The sequence below is a fragment of the Edaphobacter aggregans DSM 19364 genome (assembly GCF_000745965.1).
Classification (GTDB): domain Bacteria; phylum Acidobacteriota; class Terriglobia; order Terriglobales; family Acidobacteriaceae; genus Edaphobacter; species Edaphobacter aggregans.
Window position 1 is genome coordinate 55073 of record NZ_JQKI01000026.1, and the last position, 16408, is coordinate 71480.

A 16408-nucleotide genomic window follows, 5' to 3' on the forward strand; every position below is an offset into this window, starting at 1 on the left:
GGCGAAGGAGTGGACATGGCTGAGAAGAAGGCAGCTTCGAAGAGCGCGAAGAAGGCTCCGCGAAAAGCTGCAATGAAGGAGGGCTCGGCAACCACCGCTGCGGATGTGGTCGACGAGCAGCTGGCGCGCTATCGGTCCATGCGCGACTTCAAGGTGACGGCGGAGCCGAGTGGGACTTCCGGAAAGAGCAAAGCGAAAGGCGTGGGACTTCCCTTCTGCGTGCAGAAGCATGCGGCGTCGCATCTGCACTACGACTTCAGGTTGGGGTGGAACGGCGTACTGAAGAGCTGGGCCATAGCGAAGGGGCCGAGCTATGTCACCGCCGACAAGCGCCTGGCTGTGCAGGTGGAAGATCACCCGATGGAGTACGGCGGTTTCGAGGGGATCATTCCGCAGGGACAGTACGGCGGCGGGACCGTGATGGTGTGGGACCAGGGGACGTGGGAGCCCCAGCCGGGACATACCGATGTCGACGCAGGGCTGCGCGATGGCAGCCTGAAGTTCATCCTGCATGGAACGAAGCTGAAGGGCAAATGGGCTCTGATCCGAATGGGAGGCAAGTGGGCGAAGGAGAAGAAGCCGAACTGGCTGCTGATCAAAGAGCACGACGAGTTTGAGCGGCGCGCAGATGAGCCTCCGGTGACCGAGGCCGAGCTGGACAGCGTGGTGACGGGGCGATCCATCGACGAGATTGCAAAGCAGGAAGACCATGTGTGGAACTCGAAGGAGACACGGTCCGGCGGTAAGGCCTGGTTTCGCAAAGAGAGCGCAGCCGAGCAGCAGGACGAGCAGCGGACAAAGGACTTCGAGCAGCGATTGAGGAGGCTTCCGAAGGAGCAACAGCCGAGGTTCCTTGAGCCGCAGCTGGCGACGATGGCCGAGGTGCCGCCGTCGAGTGAGGGATGGCTACACGAGTTGAAGCTCGACGGCTACCGCATGCAGGCGCGAAAGGAAGGCAAGCGGGTACAGATGCTGACGCGCACGGGGCTGGACTGGACGGCGAGGATGCGATTGGTCGCGAACGAGATTGCGAAGCTTCCTGTGGAGAACGTAACGCTGGACGGCGAGGTGGTGGTGGTTGCGCCGAATGGGACGACGAGCTTCGCAGATCTGCAGGCTTCGATGCAGGAGGGTGCGAAACATGAGCTGACGTACTTTGCATTCGACCTGCTGCATCTTGAAGGAAAGAGAACGCGTGAACTTCCGCTGAAGGAGCGCAAGCAGCTGCTGAGCGAGGTACTGGGCGGCGTCAACGAGGACAGGCTGCGGCTGAACGAACACATTGAGACCGGAGGCGAGGAACTGCTGCGCGAGGCCTGCAGGCTGAAGGCGGAGGGGATCGTATCCAAGCGCGCCGCCTGCAAGTACATGGCAGGACGGAGTCACGACTGGCTGAAGATGAAGTGTCTGCATGAGCAGGAGTTTGTGGTTGGCGGCTACACGCTGCCGACGAATGGGATTCGCGGCGTGGGCGCGCTCCTGCTGGGGTATTACAGGGACGGCAAGCTGATTTATGCGGGACGCACGGGGACAGGCTTTACGCAGAAGACGCACCGCATGCTGCGCGACCGGCTCGAAGGCCTGGCGCGGGAGACGAGTCCGCTTGAGTCAGTGCCCGCAGATGCGAAGAAGGGTGCGCGTTGGGTGAAACCGGAGATGGTGGTGCAGGTGCGCTTCTCCACCTGGACCGCCGATGACCTGATACGGCAGTCGGCGTTCCTGGGAGTGCGCGAGGACAAGGCGGCAAAGGAGGTTGTGCGCGAGGAGTCCGAGGTATCGCTTGGGCCGCGACGGTCTCGCCCGAAGAGCGCGGCCCATCGCAGCGATGCGGGTGAGTCGATTGCGGCGAAGCGGTCGAGTATGAAGAGTGCGGACGCTACTACGAGTGAGCACGCGCCGGTTCGACTGACGCATCCTGACAAGGTGCTGGACGCGGAGTCAGGCCTGACAAAGCAGATGCTGGCGGACTACTACTGGCAGGTTGCTGAGCACCTGTTGCCGCACATCGCGGGCCGGCCGGTGAGCCTGGTGCGCTGCCCGGATGGCGCGGGCAAGCCGTGCTTTTTTCAGAAGCATGTGAACGCGACGCTGCCGAATGAGATTCGCAGCGTGGATGTTCGCAACCGAAAGACCGGCGAGGTTGAGCCGTACGTTACGGTGGATACAGCCGAGGCGCTTACGGGGCTGGCGCAGTTGGGCGTTATGGAGCTGCATCCGTGGGGATCACGGAACGATGATCTGGAGCATGCGGACCGGCTGGTCTTCGATCTCGATCCGGACGAGTCGTTGGAATGGCCGGAGGTGACGAAGGCCGCTGAGGAGGTTCGAGCGCGATTGAAGACGCTTGGGCTGGAAAGCTTTGTGAAGACGACGGGGGGCAAGGGGCTGCATGTTGTTGCGCCGATCGAACCGGAGCTTGCATGGCCCGAGGTGAAGGAGTTTGCGCGCGGCATCGTGGCGGAGATGGAGAAGGCCGCGCCGAACCGCTACTTGACGAAGATGACGAAGTCGGCGCGCGTGGGCAAGATCTTTCTGGACTACCTGCGGAATGAGCGCGAAGCGACGTCGGTGGCGGCGTATTCTCCGCGTGCGCGCAAGGTGGCAGCGGTCTCGATGCCGCTCAGCTGGGCGGAGCTGAGGTCGAAGACGCGGCCGGTGTTTCGTGTTGCGGACTTTGCCGATTGGCGAGCGCGATTGAAGAAGGATCCGTGGGCGAGGATGGAAGAGGTGAAGCAGCGGATTCGTGCCTGAGCGTCTCGAGCCTCCTGTCGAGCAGAGGTAGAGAAGCAGGTTTCTCCGCTGCGCTGCTCACGATAAAGCTGTGAGCAGCTCCGGTCGAAATGACACATCATTGGAACGACGATGCAATCAATTGCTGTAGCTTGTTGTCTCTGCGGGTTGACTGAGGCGCATGACGAGGCACTTCGCTGCTCCACCTGCCTTTAGAAATTCGCTGAGGGTGACGGGAACGACGTGGAAGCGCGCTGCTTCGAGTCGTGCGGTCAGTTCCCTGCTGATGTCGTTGAGGATGATGGTGTGGCCGATGTTGATGGCGTTGCAGGCGAAGTGTACGGCGTCGGCTTCGGCGACGATGATGCGCTTCTCCGTCGGATAGAAGGCTTCGATGCGCGCGATGGAAGCTGCATCGAAGGCTGCGGGGTAGTACATGACGTAGCCGTCGGCAAGCGGAGCGAAGCATGTGTCGAGGTGATAGAAGCGCGGGTCGATGAGATGAAGCGGCACGACGTCGATGTTCCACGCGCGCGCGAGGAGATGGTGGCTCTCACGCGTCGTGCGGGGGCCATAGCCTGCCCAGAGGCACGAGCCGTCGGGCGAAAAGAGCGCGTCTCCTTCGCCTTCGAAGGGGGTCTCGCGGGGAACGTCGAGGACGGTGTAGCCGGCGTGATGGAACCAGCGGCGGAAGTGCTGCTCCTCGGCCTGGCGCTCGGGGTGGAAGAAGCTGCTGAGGACGACGATGCCGTTGCGCTCGAGGCCGGCGTTGGCGGTGAAGACCATGTCGGGGGAGCCGGGCTGCGGGTCGATGACTTCGACGTCAGCGACTTCAATAAGTGCTTGATGGAGGCGATGCCACTGCGCAGCGGCGCGCTCGCGAGACGAAGCGTGAAGGTTGCCGGCCATCCAGGGATTGATGACGTAGGCGACATCGTAGAGACGCGGCGGGCACATGAGGTAGGTAGGCCGAGCCGCAGCAAGCGGCGGAGTAACGCGCGGGACTTCGATGGACTGCGTGCTCATAGTGTCTCCACCATGAGCATCGCCGATCGCGAAAACCCACGTCAATGCTAATGATTATGCATGTTTCGATGCATAATCATGCACTCACTGACCGCGTGAGTTACAGATTGCCGCGCAGAGCCTGTTCGCGTTCGATGGCCTCAAAGAGCGCCTTGAAGTTGCCCTTACCGAAGCTTCGCGATCCCTTGCGCTGAATGATCTCGAAGAAGACGGTGGGGCGATCTTCTACCGGGCGCGTGAAGATCTGAAGCATGTAGCCCTCGTCGTCGCGGTCGACAAGAATGCCGAGGCGCTCCAGTTCTTCGAGAGGCTCGTCGATCTTGCCGACGCGATCCTGTAGCTCGGTGTAATAGGAGTGTGGAACGGTGAGGAAGTCGACGCCCTGCTGCTGCATCTTCGAGACGGTGGTGAGGATGTCAGAGGTGGCGAGCGCGATGTGCTGCACGCCGGGCCCCTGGTAGAAGTCGAGGTACTCCTCGATCTGCGATTTGCGGCGCCCCTGTGCCGGCTCGTTGATGGGGAACTTGACGTAGCCGTTGCCGTTGGCCATTACCTTCGACATCAGCGCGGAGTATTCGGTGGAGATGTCCTTCTCGTCGAAGTGCTGGTAGAGCGAGAAGCCCATGACCTTGGCGTAGAAGTCGACCCAGTCGTTCATGGAGTTCCAGCCGACGTTTCCCACCATGTGGTCGATGTGGAGCAGGCCGACGGGACGTGCCACATGATCGTGTGCGACGTGGCGGAAGCCGGGGAGGAAGGGGCCGGTGTAGTGGGTGCGCTCAACGAAGGTGTGGATGGTGTCGCCGTAAGCGGCGATGCTGGAGGTGACGACCTGGCCGTGCTCGTCGGAAAGCTCGGTGGGCTCCTGGATGCTGCGGGCTCCGCGGCTGGTGGTTTCGCGCCAGGCCTGGCGAGCGTCGTCCACCCAGAGTGCGATGGCGCGAACACCGTCGCCATGCTTGTGAACGTGCTGGGCGATCTCGCTGTCGGGCCGCAGCGCTGTCGTGAGAACGAAGCGGACCTTGCCCTGCTGCAACACATAGGAGGCGCGGTCGCGATGGCCGGTCTCCGGCCCAGAGTAGGCGACCAGCGTCATGCCGAACGCGGCGCAGTAGAAGTAGGCGGACTGGCGTGCGTTGCCGACGTAGAACTCAACGTGGTCGGTGCCCTTGAGAGGGAGGAAGTCGGCGGCGGGAGTGGGCTGGGGCTGGGTGAGCGTTGCCATGGGGAGTCTCCAGTGATGTCGTTCGCACTGTCGAGGATAAGACTCGAGCGGTGAGGTTGGCTAGTGGGAGCGATGGGCCGGTAGGATAGCGGCGCGGCACTCGCCGAGACCGATGCGCGGGTGGCCAGGTCGCGCGCAGAAGCCGCGGAGGATAACCTCGTCGCCATCGGCAAGAAAGCCGCGGGTCTCGCCGGTGGGAAGCGCGAGAGGCTGGGTGCCGTTATGGGTGAGCTCAAGCAGGCAGCCCGCCGAGGTGAGCTTCGGACCAGAGATGGTGCCGGTGGCAATCAGATCACCGATCGGGAGGTTGCAGCCATTGCTGCTGTGGTGGGCGATCAACTGCGCGGGGGTCCAGAAGAGGTCTTTCGCGCTGGAACGGCTCAGCAGGAATGGATCCAACTTGTTCCTTCGCATGGTTGGAGTTAGCAGGAATACTTCGAGCTGCACATCAAGACTTCCCTGTTTCTGATCGATTGCTGAGCGCAGGTATGGAAGCGGCTTCGGGTCGGATTTTTCTCGCGGAGAGGTTGGGGCGCGGAAGGGCTCAAGCGCAGCTATTGGGGTGACCCAGGGCGAGACCGTCGTGGCGAAGCTCTTGCCGAGGAAGGGGCCGAGAGGCTGGTACTCCCAGGACTGAATGTCGCGTGCCGACCAGTCGTTGAGGAGGCTGACGCCGAAGAGATGCTGGTGTGCTTTGCCGATCGGAATCGGCATGCCAAGCGAGTTGGGCTGGCCGATGTAGAAGGCCAGTTCGAGCTCGTAGTCGAGGGATTTGGTTGGCCCGAAGGGGGGCATGCCGCCGGGCGTGGTGGGCCGTGTCTGTCCCACAGGGCGGAAGATGGGGATGCCGCTGGGGAGGATCGAGGAGGCGCGGCCGTGGTATCCGATGGGGACGTGCTTGTAGTTCGGCAGCAGAGGCTGGTCGGGGCGGAAGATCGCTCCGACGCGCGTGGCGTGGTGAATGGAGGCGTAGAAGTCGGTGTAGTTGGGAATCTCGACGGGCCGGAGCAGAGTCGTGCCAGTGATGGAGTGAAGCGCCGCCTCTGTGGCCTGACGGCGGTCGGGCGGAGCGCTGGCGTGGAGCAGCGTGGTGATGGTCTCGCGAAGGAGCGCCCATGCACGCGGGCCAAGCGCCATCAGGGGGTTGAGGACCGGAGCCTGACAGGCGGCGACGAGGCTTCGAGGCAGCAGGTTCGCAGAGGCGCATTGATGAAGGTCGAGCAGGTGCGTACCGATCGCGACGCAGAGATGGCGTTCGTTGCCGGCTTCGAAGGCTCCGTAGGGCAGATGTGAGAGGGGAAAGTCAGTCGCGGGATCGTTCGCTGAGGTGAGCCAGCTCCGGTGCGCGGAAAGGGTTCGCTTGGCCATGGGGCATGATAGCTCCTGACGATGCAACGGAGGGTAACAAGAAGACCCGCCTTGAGTGGCGGGCCCTCTGGACGGTGGCACTCCCTTGCCTCGTTCGTGAGGCTCGGGAATTACCGGTTGGCTGTGATGTGCTGCTGCTCGAGAGTTGCGGCTTCGTCGTCGCAGCCCTCGGGGCGCTGCTTCGGTCTGGAGCTGATGCGGACGAGGATGCCCTTGACCACGACATACAGCACGGGGATGAAGAAGAGATTCAGCACGGTCGAGAGCACCATACCGCCGACGATGGCCGTGCCGACCGAGTGACGGCCAAGCGCGCCGGCGCCGGAGGCGAAGTAAAGCGGGAGAACGCCGAGGATGAAGGCGATCGAGGTCATCAGGATGGGGCGTAGTCGAAGCTCAGCCGCGACGACAGCGGCTTCGACTACGCTCTTGCCGTGTTCGATCTGCTGCTCCGCGAACTCGACGATGAGAATGGAGTTCTTGGCTGACAGACCGATCAGCATGACCAGGCCGATCTGCACGTAGACGTCGTCGACCAGGCCGCGCCAGGAGACCAAGCTGAGGGCGCCGAGAACGGCCATCGGAACCGCGAGCAAAATGATGAACGGTAGAACGAAGCTCTCGTACTGCGCTGACAGGGTGAGATAGACGACCAGCAGGCCGAGTCCGAAGATGATCACGGCCTTACCGGCGGACTCCATCTCTTCCAGTGCGAGGCCGCTCCAGGAATACATCATGCCCTGAATCTTGTTCTTCTCGAAGAGCTCCTGCATCTTCTCAAGGCCCTGCCCGGAGCTGAGCCCCGGAGCCGCGGCGCCGTCAATCTCCGCCGAGCGGAAGATGTTGTAGTGATAGATGACCTGTGGCCCGGAGGTCTCTTTGATACTGACCAGATTGTCGAGCGGGATCATCTGGCCGTTGTCGGAGCGGACGTAGAACTGGCGCAGGTCCTTTGTATTGCGGCGGAAGTTTTCGTCAGCCTGAACGTAGACTCGATATGACCTGTTGTTAAAGTCGAAGTCGTTTACATAACTCGAGCCCATGTAGGTGCTGAGGGCAGAGTTGATCTGCGCCAACGGAACACCGATGGTCTTTGCCTTCTCACGATCGATAGTGACGTACATCTGCGGGTCGTTTGACGTGAAGGGCGTATAGAGGCCGACGAGGCCGGAGTGCGGATCGCGGCTCTGCGCCACCATTTCGTGAGCGACACGGTCGATATCGCCGAAGGTGTTGCGACCCTGGTCCTGCAGCATGAACTGGAAGCCACCGACCGAGCCGATGCCCTGGATGGCGGGAGGCTCAAAGGCGGCGACGATGCCTCCGGGAACCTGGAAGAGCTTTGGTGCAACCTTGGCGACGATGTCGCTCGCAGAGTGGCCTGGCCCCTTCTTCTTTCGTTCATCGATGGGCTTGAGCGGCGCGAAGATGATGCCGGCGTTCGGAGAGCTTCCTCCGGTCAGCGAGAACCCCATGACTGAGAAGGTGCCGAAGACGTCGTCGTCCTGACGAATGATGTCGGCTGCGCGATCGGCGACCTCGGTGGTATAGGCCAGAGACGCGCCGGGCGGCGTCTGCACGATGTTGATGAAGTAGTTCTGGTCCTCCGACGGGACAAAGGCCGTCGGAACGTGCCGGTACATGTAGACCGTACCGGCAAGGCCCGCGGCGAAGAGCAGCAGCATGATGACGCGCAGCTTGACGACGTGCGTGACGGCGTAGGCGTAACCCTTGATGACCTTCTGAAGTCCCTTCTCAAACAGGCCGAGCAGGCCGCCGTGCGTTCGCTCCTGACGGAGAAGGATCGCGGCGAGCGCGGGCGAGAGGGTAAGGGCGTTGAAGGCCGAGATGGCGATCGAGAAGGCGATCGTCAGCGAGAACTGCTTATAGAGAATGCCCGTGGTACCGGGGAAGAAGCTGACCGGGATGAACACCGAGATCAGCACGAGCGAGGTCGCGATGACGGCGCTTGTGACCTCGGCCATGGCCTCGGAGGTGGCGCGGTGGCTGTCGCAGTGTTCCTCGTGGATGTGGCGCTGGACGTTCTCGATGACGACGATGGCGTCGTCGACGACGAGGCCGGTCGCCAGCGTAATGCCGAAGAGTGTGAGCGAGTTGATGGAAAAGCCGAAGATCTTGATGAAGGCGAAGGTTCCGATAAGTGAGACCGGAATCGTTACCGCCGGAATAATCGTCGCACGCCAGTCCTGCAGGAAGAAGTAGATGACGATGATGACGATAATGATGGCTTCGATGATCGTGTGGACGACCTCTTTGACCGAGTCGCCGACGACCGTCGTGGTATCGAACGCGATGATGTACTCCAGGCCCGGCGGGAAGGACTTGGCCAGTTCTGTCAGGACCGCCTTGCACTGCCGATCGACCTCGAGCGCATTGGCGTTGGAGAGCTGTTGCACACCGATACCGACAGCCTCGCCGCCGGAGAACTTGAGATCGGTGTCGTAGTTCTCCGCGCCAACCTCCGCGCGCCCGACGTCCTTGAGCAGAACGAGCCCGCCGTTGCCAGGAGCGTTCTTGAGGATGATGTTCTCAAACTCCCGCGGATCGGACAGGCGGCCAAGCACGCGTACCGCCATCTGGTAGGTCTGTTTGCTGTCGGAAGGCGGTCGGCCGAGTTGTCCGGCGGCGATCTCGACGTTCTGTTCCGCAAGCGCGTTGGTCACGTCCAGCGCGGTGAGACCGCGGGCCGCCAGACGTGCCGGGTCGAGCCAGATGCGCATCGCATACTTGCGCTCGCCGAAGATGAGGACGTCGCCGACGCCGGGCACGCGCTTGAGCGCGTCCTTGACGTAGACGTCGAGGTAATTGGAGATGAAGGCCGGCGAGTAGCGGCGATCGCGCGAAAAGACGCCCGCAGCGAAGACGAAGTTGCTGTTCGCCTTGGTGATGGTGATGCCGGTCGCGTTGACAGTAGCAGGAAGGCGCCCCTGCGCGGAGGCCACGCGGTTCTGCACGTCGACGGCGGCGATCGACAGATCGTAGCCGGTGCGGAAGGTGATAGTAATGGCTGAGGTGCCGTCGTTTGAGCTCGTAGAGCTCATGTAGCGCATGCCCTCGACACCGTTGATAGCTGTTTCAAGAGGAATGGTGACGGCGGATTCGACGATCTGCGCGTTAGCGCCGATGTAGTTGCTGGTGACCTCGACCTGGGGCGGCGCGAGCTGCGGATAGAGCGAGATCGGAAGGGTCGGAATAACGACAGCACCAGCGAGCACGATCAGCAGGGCGCAAACGGTAGCGAAGATCGGACGGCGAATGAAGAAGTCGACCAAGGTGTACCTCTGTCCGGTGCGGCTGGCCCGGGGAAAATGCGAACGACCTCCGCGGCGCAGAGATCAGAGCGCCGCACAAAGCAAGACAGCGAAAATTTCTCCGTCGCCTAGCCCATGGGCTGGACGGGAGCGCCTTCCTGCAGGAACTGCAAACCGGAGAGGATCACCTTGTCGCCGGGATGGAGGCCCTGCAGCACAGGATAGGAGTTGCCCACGGTCTCACCGAGAGTTACCGGAACCTGGTGAGCAGCAAAGCCACCGTCCTTCTGGGCAGCGACAAAGACAAAGGCCTGACCGCCCACTCGAGTTACGGCAAGTACCGGAACCACAGGGGCCGGGTTCGTGTTCCATGTAACCCGCGCCTTCACGACCTGCTGGGTACGGAGACCCTTGGCCCCCTGTGGAATCGGAGCCTTCGCCAGGATGCTCTGCAGGCCATTGTCGACCTGCGGCGAAAGGAAATTGATCTTCGACTTCGTCAGGATCTTCCCGTCGGTATCAATGACCTCGACGTCTAGTCCGGTGCGAACCTGAGTCGCACGCTCGGTGGGGATATAGATATAGGCCTCAAGCTGGACGTTGTCATCCACCGTGGTCAGAACCGTGCTGGTTGAGACGTAGTCCCCCACGTGGACCGGGATGTCTCCCACGACGCCTGCAAAGGGCGCGCGGATCTGATAGTACGCAAGCTGCTGGTTTTGAGTATCGGTCAGCGCGGTGTTTGCTTCGTAATCAGCCTTGGAGTTCTCGTAGGCCTGTATCGCCTGATCGAAAGCGTCGCGCGAAACTACTCCGGCGTCAAAGAGTTTGCGCTGCCGCTCGACTTGAATCTTGTTGTAGTCGTAGAGCGCCTTCTTCTGCGCCTGTGTTCCCTGCTGCGACTGGACGGTGGCTGCCTGCTTCAGCGGATCGATCTGCATCAGCAGTTGGCCCGGCTTCACGATATCGCCGGATTTCACGAGGATACGCGTGAGATTGCCCTCGACCTGCGGCTGCATCGTCGCGGAACGGCGACCCTTGACCGTCGAGACATACGTATCGGAGATGGGAACGGGCGACAGCGTAACCGGCGAGACCTTAACCGGCATCGCCTGCGGCGCCGCTGCTGCTGCCTTCGCCTCGTGCTTGCAGCCTGAAAGCAACAGGCTGAAGGAAGCGCAGACGATCAGCGGAAGTACGAGGTACGAATTTGAAGCCTTAATCTCGGACAAGGTGTTTCTCTCCTTCAACGAACTGCGGCATCCACTCTCTTACCTGCTGTTCCTTCGAAGATTGGACGAAGACAAGGGTTCTAGGATTCTTGAAAATCGCCGCGTGCACATCAACCAGTACTCAGAGTTTCCAATTAGATGCCGTACCCAATCCAAGGATGCGAAAACCACAACGACTCCATTCGAAGCTGGTGGAAAGTTCGTTGGCCTGGTCATTCCTCTGGGACAGAGCGCTGGGAAAAGGAGAAGGGGTTGAAGTTCTCATGACGGTCAAACGCGTCGGAGTGCTCGGCCTCTTTGAGCCAGTGAATCACCAGGTACGTCAGCGGGGTGGCCAGAACCTCATAGCCAACCTTCAACAAATACCCGGTCATCATCATATTCCCAAGAGTGGCCACTGGCACAGTGCCGCCGAAGGTCAGCAAAACGACAAGCGTCGTGTCCACGGCCTGCCCGACCACTGTCGAGCCGATGGTTCTGGTCCATAGCATATCCCCGTTTGTGAGCAGTTTCAGTTGGGCCATGGTGTAGGAGTTGGCAAATTCGCCCACCCAGAACGCCGCCAGGCTGGCAGCGAGAATCCGCGGAATGAATCCGAAGACCGCCGCAAAGGCCTGCTGGTTATGCCAGCCAGGAGCAGGCGGAAGTGCAATCGTAATCGCGCCCATCAGATAGAGCAGCGCCGTTCCGAAGAATCCCAGCCAGATGGCGCGCCGCGAGGCAGCAAATCCGTAGACCTCGGTAAAGACATCCCCAAAGATGTAGGTGATGGGAAACAGCAGAATAGCTCCGCTGACGGCGAAAGGACCAATCTGGCAGACCTTCTGCGCAACAAGATTCGACACCAGCAGGATGACGACAAAGGCCGTGGTGAGTGCGTCGAGATATTTATAACGAGGCGCTGTCGTTGGCATGAATCTGTGGGTACTTGCTTATGAGTATGCCGCAAATGGCTTGGATGCAGTTATTTTGACACTCCCCGATGATGTTGGTAGGTTGGAAATGTGGCCGCATACCCTTTGCGGCCCGTCCAAACGCGTCCCCGTCGTCTAGCCCGGCCCAGGACACCGCCCTTTCACGGCGATAACACGGGTTCGAATCCCGTCGGGGACGCCAAATAAATCAATAACTTAGACAGTCCCAGAGTGATGCTCTTAGTTTAGGTCACGATGTGGTCACGATAGCGGGGAGGCGCGGTGCTGGCCTTCCTTTTTGCGTGGCATCTCGAAGAATTGTGTTGACACTGGGAACATCAACGTTTACATTAGAAACATGGAGGAAACATAAATGACCGCATATGTCGTAGTAAAAGAAGACGGTACGGGAATACTCGTAAAGGCCAAATCCAAGCAGCAGGCGATGGCTAAGGTCGTTGGTGCCGTCGATTGCTGGAAGGACTAATTGGCCATGAGCTGGGTCAAGCGCCTTATCTGCCACTGCGACATCTGTGGTCACGAGTGGATTCCTACCGTGCCCAAACCCACCCACTGCGCTAAATGCAAATCGCGCCTGTGGAACGGGTCTACTGCAAAGTAGGCCCTGACGACCAACCGTCGAAGCGCAGCGGCGAAAGCCCTGCTAAACAGTAACGCCCCGCAAGAGTGCAGTAACACTCGAACGGGGCTAACCATCGCAAGTATCCATGGGGCCCACTCATAATGGCTTTACATAATTCTAATCGCAAGATTTCTGCCTCGGTGAAAACCGCTAAAACGTCAAAACAACAATTCTTATCGAAACTGGCCTCACTCGAATGGTCAGCCACTCCGGAAAATATAGGCCTGATGATTGCCCTGAACGCCGAGAACGGAGACGGCGACGCGATGCCGTTGCTCCCCTGCATGCATGCGCTGGATAATTCCCCGATGTTCCTAGCTTGTGTCGAACATTATGGCCTGGACGCGAAAGCTATCGCAGCGCTCCGAAGGGGGCTCACTGGGGATGATGACACCTTCGACATAAGAAAGTTCGGAGCCCGGATGTTTCTGGCTGGGAAGGCTGCCGCGAAGATCGCAGACGTAGACCAATCGACCGCAAACTGATTCAATCACAAGATCGGGGGAAAGGCTGTTGTGGCCCGCCCCCCCCGAACTGTTGTGTGTCACTTCGAGGTGAGAGATGTTTGAATACCTTATGGCTGTGCTAGTAGGGGTCTGGTTTGCCGCTGTTCTGTCTAACAAGCAGCCTAAAAACGGCTACTATCGGTAATCATCTTGCTTGATCACAAAATGGGGGAGGGGCGCTGTTGTGGCCTGTCCCCCATTTCCGTTTAGGCAATTTATGTTAGTTACATAAACTAGCTAAATTATATATACTCCCGGCCTCCCTTTCCATTGTGTGTCGGGCTACCTGGTTCGCCGTTTGCTTTTGATTTTCCTTGCGATTGCGTCGTTCCTCCCATTCATAATCGATTCCGTGAATTCTGGGTTGGTTAGCTTGCTCGCCGCCAGTCGTGTCCCGCCAATCCATGCGGCTGGGGATACACCTTCAGCAACGGCTAGAGGGTTTCCGGTAACAACCCCGCCTGCTGCCCTAAGGGCTCCACTTATTACCGCGGATCCCTCGGCTGAGCGCTGCACCAGCTTTCCTGACCCGCTCGGGTTTGCGTCGAACGTGACCAGCTTTGAGGTTCGCGCCAGATTATCCAGGCTCTCTATCTGCTTCGGCGTTAGCACTCCGGCAAGCTGCTCCTTCTGTGCGCGCGAAAGGCGCGACGGGAGGTTCTTCAGGTCGGATAGCTCATTGCCCGAAGGATTGAGTATCCGGCTGATCGTCTGCCGCTGAAGCAGTGGGAGTAATTCTGGATCCGCGGCGCCTATCTTTCGTGCAACGTCCGGCGTGATGTTGGCTAACGTGTTGGCCGCAGTAAGACCGTCCGGTGAGCGAACGACGTGGTACAGCTTACTCGTCGGGTCGTCATAGGTCTTCTTCATGTACTTGTAAATGTCGTTAGCTTCGCGGAAGTTGCCAACCTGGTCACCGTCTGCAGCCTTGGTCATCGTGTCGTCGACCGCGCCCGTAAGCTGCTTGATCCAGCCGGTTGGCCTGTCGCCGATCATCTCAGGGCTTCGGGTGATGTCCAGTAAATCGCTGCGGAGCTTGTGCAGATCAGACCACGTATCCTGCCTAACAGCTTTGCCGGGAACCTCCCTCGTGATCTTTGCTCCAGAGGCATCGACGATGGGAGATGTTACCGTCCTCGGCGCCGGCGCTTCCCCCGACTCCGCCAGGTTATTGACAATCCTCCACGCCCTACCAGCCCCGCCAGTGAGCAGATCGGGGTGGGCTTCATAGTAGTCCTTGTTCGCATCCACAATATTCTGGGCAACGTCTCGGATGGGAGTGGTATCCGGCGTAGATGTGCCGATGTCTGCGTCCAGTTTCTTGTAAATATCGGCGGAAGTCTCGTTTAGCTTCTGCTGGTCTGCCAAGAGGCTAGCCTTTGACCTGTTGCCGAAGTCTTCCCGGCTCATATCAACAGGGGAGGCGTCGTTTAGCAGCTTTTCGGAATAACCGTGCAATGCCTGGACGTTGGCCGCGTTGTTCGCTTCAAACTTGGATGCACCGCCCAGCGAATGCTCCGAAACCTGCTTTAGGCGGGATGCTACAGGGGCGCCAGTCGCCTGCGCTGTGTCCAGGTTCACGCCCTGCGCCTTGGCTGCCTCGTACCGCTGGCGTGGCGTTACGGTATCGCCGCTGATAACCTCATCCAGCTTGGAGCCGCCTATGACGCTGGAACGGGCGCCGCGGTATGCGTCAGCCCCTCCCTCAGCAACCACCTTGGCCCCGCGGGTCGCGCCCCTGAATACCTCGGGAGCGATTAGCGCCGTACCTATGCCAGCAGCGGAACCAGCAGCGCCGGCGTAGTTCCCTGCCGCAGCCTGCTCATCTGCAGTCTTCAACGCGCCGCCGATACCCGGAATCGCGTAGAGAGTACGGTCTACCACCTTGAGTGGCTGATTGTTCGGAGTATTCCAGGCTTCCTTGAGCTGTGCGGCTGATCGGCCAAGTTCGTTCTTTACCGCCGTAGCGATCACCCCGTTGGGGTTCGGCAGGTCGTTGATGGCGTTGAAGGTTTCGCGCGGGTGCGTGATCGCATCGCCTAGCGCTGACAAGCCAGTTGCATCCGCGAACGAGCCAAAGAAGCCCCTCTGCGGGGCCCCTGTAGCCTTGAATCCGGCATTCAATGCGTCCCGCTGGCGATCCTCTGGAATGTATCCGGGCTTACCATTTGGCGAGGTCATCTCGATGGCGCGTTTGAATCCTGCTTTCGTCGCGGCATCAACTTTATCCATCGGGATCTCGCCCGAGGTGCCGTCAGGCGCGAGCATGGGAATAGTCTGAGGTGTTGGCATTGTGATTATTAGTCTCCTTGCTTAGTTGATCTGCATGATGGGGCTAACGGCCTAGTATCTTGCCTTTTTCCTCAAGTCCGCCTGACGTCCACGCAGCCAATCATCCGCGGACCCTGAATCGTCGTTAACGTCAAAGGTCCCCGAGTACGCACCGGACACCGGCGATGGAGGCTTCGGGGCACTGGTAGTCCTTCGCTCCGCCTGTGCCGGTTTGGCTTTGTGGCTGATATTGATAAGCGTGCGTGTCGCGTCGGAGTTGGGCATCTGCAATAACGGCATCGCCTCGTTAGGGTGAGTGGCAAGGTAGTACGAAACATCTGCACTATTGGGGAGCGACATAATAAAAGCCAAGTGCTCGTTCCGCATCGGTATATCGTGATTCTGAAATGCCTGATTCCAATCGGGGTAACGGCTTTGTGCCTCCGTAACGCGCTGCTGGTGTGCCTGCCCGTCGCGTTCCATCTGAACCATGGACTGAATATCGCCCTGGGTTAAAGGCATCCCATTGAATTGGCCGATTGGCTGCGGCGCAGGCGGCTGGTTTGCTCTGGACGCTTCATGATAGCCATCCTGATACAGTCCGGCTTCCTGCAGCTTGGCCTGCTTCTCCTGAATAAGGTTGGCTATTTCCAGGTTCCAACCATCCAGCTTCCCTTCGCGGGCAGATACCCACTGCTCGGTCGGCAGATCGTCCCATCCTTTGTCGTTCAGGTCGTCGCGCATGGCATTCAGTCGCTGCAGCTCTGCAATTCGCTCATCGAGCGTGGCAACATCCTTGGTAGCCTGCGTGAAATTCTTACGAAGGGCGCTCTGTTGCGCTGTTTCCTTGGCTGCAGCGTTTGCCTCCTTCTGCTCAGCCTCCACACGTGCGATATCAGCTTCAAACTGCTTTCGCACCCTCTCATCCGCGGCCAGATCATCAAGGTGCGCGACTATCTCTTCGGGCGACTTGTCAGCGAGATCCAGCCGTTGGGCCGGTTCTAACCCTTCAATCTGCTTTTGGTATTCGTGATAATCGATGTTCAGGGCCGTCTTTAGCTTGACGCCTGCTTCTAAATCCCTGGTTCGCTCCTCACTCCACGCCAGGGTTTCCTGCTGCTCAGGTGTCGTGTTCTTCGCAGCAAGCCAATCAGCGGAATATTCGGTGGTCGGGCCCGCTGCAACGCTGCCTTCGATTTGCTCGGTCATTACTGATTCTCC

Annotated in this window: 10 protein-coding genes and 1 tRNA gene; 3 read left to right on the top strand and 8 right to left on the bottom strand. The window is 59.8% G+C overall.

The window, feature by feature from the left end; translation table 11 throughout:
* Nucleotides 1-15 precede the first annotated feature (15 nt).
* Complete coding sequence (gene ligD / locus Q363_RS13195) at nt 16-2751, top strand: DNA ligase D (protein WP_051978730.1); 2736 nt, start codon at nt 16-18, stop codon at nt 2749-2751.
* A gap of 117 nt (nt 2752-2868) precedes the next feature.
* Here ligD and Q363_RS13200 read toward each other — a convergent pair whose 3' ends face one another.
* From Q363_RS13200 to Q363_RS13225, 6 genes are all read right to left on the bottom strand, one after another.
* Complete coding sequence (locus Q363_RS13200) at nt 2869-3756, bottom strand: dimethylarginine dimethylaminohydrolase family protein (protein ID WP_035350815.1); 888 nt, start codon at nt 3754-3756, stop codon at nt 2869-2871.
* A 100-nt stretch (nt 3757-3856) separates the two neighbouring features.
* Nucleotides 3857-4981, bottom strand: a complete 1125-nt coding sequence (gene hppD / locus Q363_RS13205) for a 4-hydroxyphenylpyruvate dioxygenase (protein ID WP_035350816.1) — start codon at nt 4979-4981, stop codon at nt 3857-3859.
* A 60-nt stretch (nt 4982-5041) separates the two neighbouring features.
* The gene (gene fahA / locus Q363_RS13210; RefSeq protein WP_035350817.1) at nt 5042-6349 is read right to left on the bottom strand and encodes a fumarylacetoacetase; all 1308 of its coding nucleotides are present in this window, start codon (nt 6347-6349) and stop codon (nt 5042-5044) included.
* A gap of 110 nt (nt 6350-6459) precedes the next feature.
* Nucleotides 6460-9642 carry an efflux RND transporter permease subunit gene (locus tag Q363_RS13215; RefSeq protein ID WP_051978731.1) on the bottom strand — a complete coding sequence of 1061 codons (3183 nt, stop codon included), beginning with the start codon at nt 9640-9642 and terminating at the stop codon, nt 6460-6462.
* Between the two features lie 107 nt (nt 9643-9749).
* Nucleotides 9750-10853, bottom strand: a complete 1104-nt coding sequence (locus Q363_RS13220; protein ID WP_342667411.1) for an efflux RND transporter periplasmic adaptor subunit — start codon at nt 10851-10853, stop codon at nt 9750-9752.
* Between the two features lie 212 nt (nt 10854-11065).
* A complete protein-coding gene (locus Q363_RS13225; protein WP_035350818.1) occupies nt 11066-11767 on the bottom strand; it encodes a queuosine precursor transporter in 702 nt (233 codons plus the stop codon).
* Between the two features lie 124 nt (nt 11768-11891).
* Here Q363_RS13225 and Q363_RS13230 point away from each other — a divergent pair.
* Nucleotides 11892-11969 (top strand) — tRNA-Glu (locus Q363_RS13230).
* A 581-nt stretch (nt 11970-12550) separates the two neighbouring features.
* A complete protein-coding gene (locus Q363_RS13235; protein ID WP_157466820.1) occupies nt 12551-12895 on the top strand; it encodes a hypothetical protein in 345 nt (114 codons plus the stop codon).
* Nucleotides 12896-13198: 303 nt separating this feature from the next.
* Here the strand turns inward: Q363_RS13235 and Q363_RS13240 are convergent, their stop codons facing one another.
* Nucleotides 13199-15208, bottom strand: a complete 2010-nt coding sequence (locus tag Q363_RS13240; RefSeq protein ID WP_035350821.1) for a hypothetical protein — start codon at nt 15206-15208, stop codon at nt 13199-13201.
* A gap of 51 nt (nt 15209-15259) precedes the next feature.
* A complete protein-coding gene (locus Q363_RS13245) occupies nt 15260-16396 on the bottom strand; it encodes a hypothetical protein (RefSeq protein ID WP_035350823.1) in 1137 nt (378 codons plus the stop codon).
* Between the last annotated feature and the right edge of the window lie 12 nt (nt 16397-16408).

What these genes read in the sequence shown, in the direction of transcription:
- Q363_RS13240 (WP_035350821.1), bottom strand. Translation starts at nt 15,208, where the DNA reads ATGCCAACACCTCAGACTATTCCCATGCTCGCGCCTGACGGCACCTCG.
- Q363_RS13245 (WP_035350823.1), bottom strand. Translation starts at nt 16,396, where the DNA reads ATGACCGAGCAAATCGAAGGCAGCGTTGCAGCGGGCCCGACCACCGAA.
- fahA (WP_035350817.1), bottom strand. Translation starts at nt 6,349, where the DNA reads ATGGCCAAGCGAACCCTTTCCGCGCACCGGAGCTGGCTCACCTCAGCG.
- Q363_RS13200 (WP_035350815.1), bottom strand. Translation starts at nt 3,756, where the DNA reads ATGAGCACGCAGTCCATCGAAGTCCCGCGCGTTACTCCGCCGCTTGCT.
- hppD (WP_035350816.1), bottom strand. Translation starts at nt 4,981, where the DNA reads ATGGCAACGCTCACCCAGCCCCAGCCCACTCCCGCCGCCGACTTCCTC.
- ligD (WP_051978730.1), top strand. Translation starts at nt 16, where the DNA reads ATGGCTGAGAAGAAGGCAGCTTCGAAGAGCGCGAAGAAGGCTCCGCGA.
- Q363_RS13225 (WP_035350818.1), bottom strand. Translation starts at nt 11,767, where the DNA reads ATGCCAACGACAGCGCCTCGTTATAAATATCTCGACGCACTCACCACG.